The sequence below is a fragment of the Mycobacterium sp. TH-M82 genome (assembly GCF_057473605.1).
This window is the reverse complement of record NZ_JBYCKY010000203.1, coordinates 1-4,596: the sequence shown is the minus strand read 5'-3', so window position 1 is coordinate 4,596 and position 4,596 is coordinate 1. Positions and strand designations below refer to the sequence as shown.

The 4,596-nt window shown below is 66.1% G+C and carries 6 protein-coding genes; all 6 read right to left on the bottom strand.

The window, feature by feature from the left end:
* The coding region (locus AC2VON_RS05995) for a beta-ketoacyl-[acyl-carrier-protein] synthase family protein (protein ID WP_486952118.1) at window positions 1-672 on the bottom strand (672 nt) is incomplete at its 3' end.
* Window positions 672-1,091: a MaoC family dehydratase gene (locus tag AC2VON_RS05990; RefSeq protein ID WP_486952117.1), complete on the bottom strand. Its 420-nt coding sequence runs from the start codon at window positions 1,089-1,091 to the stop codon at window positions 672-674. The genes AC2VON_RS05990 and AC2VON_RS05995, both read right to left, overlap by 1 nt.
* Window positions 1,088-2,041 (bottom strand): bifunctional MaoC family dehydratase N-terminal/OB-fold nucleic acid binding domain-containing protein, encoded by a 954-nt coding sequence (locus AC2VON_RS05985; protein WP_486952116.1) that lies wholly within the window; start codon window positions 2,039-2,041, stop codon window positions 1,088-1,090. Before AC2VON_RS05985 ends, AC2VON_RS05990 begins: the two co-directional genes overlap by 4 nt.
* The gene (gene fadE29, locus AC2VON_RS05980; RefSeq protein ID WP_486952115.1) at window positions 2,038-3,201 is read right to left on the bottom strand and encodes an acyl-CoA dehydrogenase FadE29; all 1,164 of its coding nucleotides are present in this window, start codon (window positions 3,199-3,201) and stop codon (window positions 2,038-2,040) included. Before fadE29 ends, AC2VON_RS05985 begins: the two co-directional genes overlap by 4 nt.
* A complete protein-coding gene (locus AC2VON_RS05975) occupies window positions 3,186-4,262 on the bottom strand; it encodes an acyl-CoA dehydrogenase family protein (protein WP_486952114.1) in 1,077 nt (358 codons plus the stop codon). The genes fadE29 and AC2VON_RS05975 overlap by 16 nt, the downstream gene beginning before the upstream one ends.
* A gap of 8 nt (window positions 4,263-4,270) precedes the next feature.
* The coding region (locus AC2VON_RS05970; protein WP_486952113.1) for a cytochrome P450 at window positions 4,271-4,596 on the bottom strand (326 nt) is incomplete at its 5' end.

Genomic DNA, 4,596 nt, shown 5'->3' with positions numbered 1-4,596 from the left:
CGCCACGGCGCCGTCGGTCTCCTGGCAGCAGTCCAGCAGCCGCAGCGGCTCGGCGATCCATCGCGAATTCTGGTGATCCTCAATGGTGATCGGTTGGCAGTAGAAGTACGCCTTCGGGTTGTTGGCGGCGTGCTTGCGGTCGGCGACCGACACCGCACCGAAGTCGCGGCTGGTCACCCCGGCCAGGTGCATGTACCGCTTGGCGATCATCGCCACCTGGGCGGCGGGCGTGGACAGCCCGTGCGGATACGAAAACGAGTTGTCGACACCCGTCGAGTCCGCATTCTCCACCAGACGGGCCTGCACCTGTCCGAACCGCACACCCGAGCGTTCGTTGAAAGCCCGGTATGCGACAACGCAGTCGGCGACCCCGGTGGTCACCGCGATGGCCGCCTGCTGGATGATCGCGCAGGCCGCCCCGCCGCCGTGGTGGATCTTGGAGAAGAACTTCAGCTCCCCGATCCCGGTGGCCCGCGCGACGGCGACCTCGGTGTTGGAGTCCATGGTGAAGGTGACCATGCCGTCGACGTCGGCGGGGGTGAGTCCGGCGTCGGCTAACGCCTCCAGTGTCGCCTCGGCTGCCAGCCGCAGCTCGCTGCGGCCGGAGTCCTTGGAGAAGTCGGTGGCGCCGATCCCGACGATCGCAGCCTTTCCCGACAGCGCTACCGACATTACGAAATTCCCATCGTCAACGTTGCGCCGGCGACGATGTGATCGCCGAGGCTGTTGCTCCCGACGATATTCAGGGTGATCAGATCGTCCTCGACGGCGGCAACCTCACCGGAGAACGTCACCGTGTCGTAGGGGTACCACGGCACACCGAGCCGCAGCGAAATCGACGTGATCACCGCGTTCGGTCCCGCCCAGTCGGTGATGTAACGCTGCACCAGCCCGGTGTCGGTGAGGATGTTGACGAAGATGTCCTTGGATCCCTTGGCCTGAGCCCTGTCCCGGTCGTGGTGCACGTCCTGATAGTCCCGGGTGGCAAGTGCAGTAGAGACGATGAACGTCGGGTCCGCGTAAAGTTTGAACTCAGGCAGCTTGACGCCCACCGCTACCGTCGGCTCTGTCGGCTCTGTCGGCACCGTCATAGGTTCGGCTCCCACGCGTACAAAGTCCAGGCCGGGCCGACGTCGTTGGCGGGAACGTCGATATAGGTTGCCCGGACTGCCATTCCGATCTGTACCCGCGCCGGATCAACGTTGCGGAGCTCACCCAGCATACGCACCCCCTCCTCGAGCTCGACCAGCGCGACGACGAACGGCAGGCTGCGGCCCGGCACTTTGGGGGCGTGGTGCACCACGAAGCTGAACACGGCGCCCCTGCCACTGGCAACGACATAGTCGATCGGCGCCTGCTTGTCCTGCCAGATCGCGGGCACCGGGGGATGCTGCAGCCTGCCGTCGGGCCGGCGCTGGATGCGAAGCTCGTGCGCGTTGACGCCGTCCCAGAAGAATGCGGTGTCCCGCGATGCGGCCGGGCGCATCATCGCGTCGGCGTCGAGGTCGTCAGGCACCAGCGTCGTATCGGCATCACGCGGCCGGAACTTCAGGATGCGCCAGTTCATTTCGGCGACATCCTCGTCGCCCACCTGCCAGATCACTTTCTGGTTGACGAAGTAGCCCTCGCCCAGGGCGGTCTGCTTGGGGCCGACGACGTCGGCCAATTCTGCGGTGACGGTGACCTCTTCACCGGGGCGCAGGTAGCGGTGGTAGGTCTGCTCGCAGTTGGTCGCCACCACGCCGACGTATCCGGCGTCATCGAACAGGGTGATGATCTGGCCCAGCGGGTCGTCGTCGGAACGCACACCGCCCAGGCCCGCCATCGTCCACACCTGGATCATCGCGGGCGGGGCGACGATGCCGGGATGACCCGCCGCTTGGGCGGCCTGCACATCGACGTAGATCGGGTTTTTGTCGCCGATCGCGTCGAGCCAGTGGTGGATCATCGGTTCGTTCACCGGATCCCGGCCGACTCGCGGCTTGCTGGGTCCGGCCGAGATGATCTTGTCGATGCCGGCGCGGAGGTCCTGGGCGCTCACCGCGGAACCCTCGGAACCTTGAGCCCAAAGGCCGCGATCATCTCGCGCATCACCTCGTTGACGCCGCCGCCGAACGTGATCACCAGGTTGCGTTTGGTCTGGACGTCGAGCCAGTGCAGCAGCTCTGCGGTGTCTCGTTCCGCTGGATTGCCGTATTCGCCGACGACCTCCTCGGCAAGCCGGCCGACGTATTGAACCCGCTCGGTGCCGAAGACTTTGGTCGCGGCGGCGTCGGCCACGTTGATGTTCTCGCCTGCGGCGGCCACCTGCCAGTTGAGCAACTCGTTGATCCGCCAGATCGCGTGGATCTCACCCAGCGCACGTTTGACGTCGTCGTGGTCGATCGGGACGACACCGTCACCGCCCGGCTTGGACGCCCAGGCGTGCACCCGGTCGTAGATGCCGGCGAATCGGCCCGCCGGGCCGAGCATCACCCGTTCGTTGTTGAGCTGGGTGGTGATCAGCCGCCATCCGCCGTTCTCCTCGCCCACCAGCATCTCCGCCGGGACCCGGACGTCGTTGTAGTAGGTGGTGTTGGTGTGGTGGGCGCCGTCGGACAAGATCAGCGGTGTCCAGGAGTAGCCCTGGCTTTTCGTGTCGATGATCAGGATCGAGATCCCCTTGTGTTTGACGGCGTCCGGATCGGTGCGACACGCCAGCCAGATATATTCGGCGTCGTGGCCGCCGGTGGTGAAGATCTTCTGTCCGTTGACGATGTATTCGTCGCCGTGGCGAACCGCGGTGGTGCGCAGCGACGCCAGGTCGGTGCCCGCCTCGGGCTCGGTGTAGCCGACCGCGAAGTGCACCTCCCCGGCCAGGATCGCTGGCAGGAACTTCTTCTTCTGCATCTCACTGCCGTACACCTGCAGGGTGGGGCCCACCGTCTGCAGCGTGACGGCTGGCAGCGGAACGTCGGCCCGGTGCGCCTCGTTGACGAAGATCTGCTGCTCGATCGGGCCGAAGCCCAGGCCCCCGAACTCTTTTGGCCAGCCGACACCGAGTTTGCCGTCGGAGCCCATGCGGCGGATCACGGCGCGGTAGGCCTTGCCGTGCCGGTCGGCTTCCAGCTCCTTCGCCTCCTCGGGCGAGATCAAGTTCGAAAAATATTGCCGCAGTTCGGCTTGTAGCTGCCGTTGTTCGGGGGTCAGGTCGATGAACATTGCGCTCCCACCCTGTCTTCTGGGCGGCGACCCGCTGCGCCCGGCTCCGCCGCGCTTGCGATCCCCACCAACTCGAGCCGATGCGACGGTCCGCCCAGCAACCGGGTCAGATCCTTGATCGTGGAGTAGTAGCGCGGCATCGGATAGGTGACGTCCATTCCCATCCCGCCGTGCAGATGGTGGCAGGTCTGCATCACCGGCGGCGCCTGCGATGTGAGCCAGTAACCGAGCACGGCCAAGTCGTCATCGACCGGTCGTCCCTCGGCCAGCCGCCAGGCGACCGATTTCGCGGCCAGACCGATGGTACGCGAAGCGATGTACACCTCGGCCAGCTGCGCCGCGACGGTCTGGAAGGTGGACAGCGGCTTGCCGAACTGATGCCGGTTGGCCACATAGTCCGCGGTCAGCCGCAACGCCCCGGCGACCAGCCCGGCCCCATAAGCACCGATCATCGCCAGTGCCAGCTGGTTGACCCGGTGGACGCTCGCGCCGATCAGCATTTCGGTGTCGCCGATCGCGACGTCGGAGAACGTCACGACGTATTCGTCGGACCCGTTGGAGGTGGGCGTCTTGACCAGCTGCACACCGTCGGCCTTCGGCGACACCGCCACGACGCCGCCGTCAGCAGTGACCAGCATCCACTGGGCCTGTTGCGCATAAGGCACACCGATTTTGGTACCGGACAGCCGATCCCCGGACAGCGTCGTCGCAGGCCGCTCGGGCAGGGCGACACCCGGCTCGTTGATCGCAGCGGTCAGCACCGCGCCTGTCGCTACGCCGGCGAGCAGGCAGTCCTGCTGCCGGTCGGAAGCCAGGTCAAGCACCGGTACCACACCGAAACCCAGGGTGGCCAGCGCGGGACCAATCAGGCCGTGCCGGCCGATCTCGGTCAGGGCCGTCGCGACCTCGGGCAGGCCGAGGCCGTCGCCGCCCATCCGTTCGGGCACCGGAAGGGAGGTCACCCCGCCGTCGACCAGCGCCGCGAAGCTGTTGTCGCGGTCCAGCACTGCCGCAACAACATCGGACACCGCCTGCTGACTGGGGTCGAGAGTGAAGTCCACCTGTTCTCCTACTGGGCGGCCGAGGCGGGAGTAACGCCCGCTTGTGGGGCATTGCCGGTGTAGTCGACCTGCCAATGTTTGATGCCGTTGAGCCAGCCCGAGCGCAACCGTTCCGGTTCGCCCAGGGACTTCAGGTCGGGCATGTGGTCGGCGATCGCAGCGAAGATCAGCTGAATCGTCATCCGGGCCAGATGCGTGCCGATGCAGTAGTGCGCCCCGGTGCCGCCGAATCCGACGTGCGGATTGGGGTCGCGCAAGATGTTGAACGTGAACGGGTCGTCGAACACCTCCTCGTCGAAGTTGGCCGAGCGGTAAAACATCACCACCCGCTGCC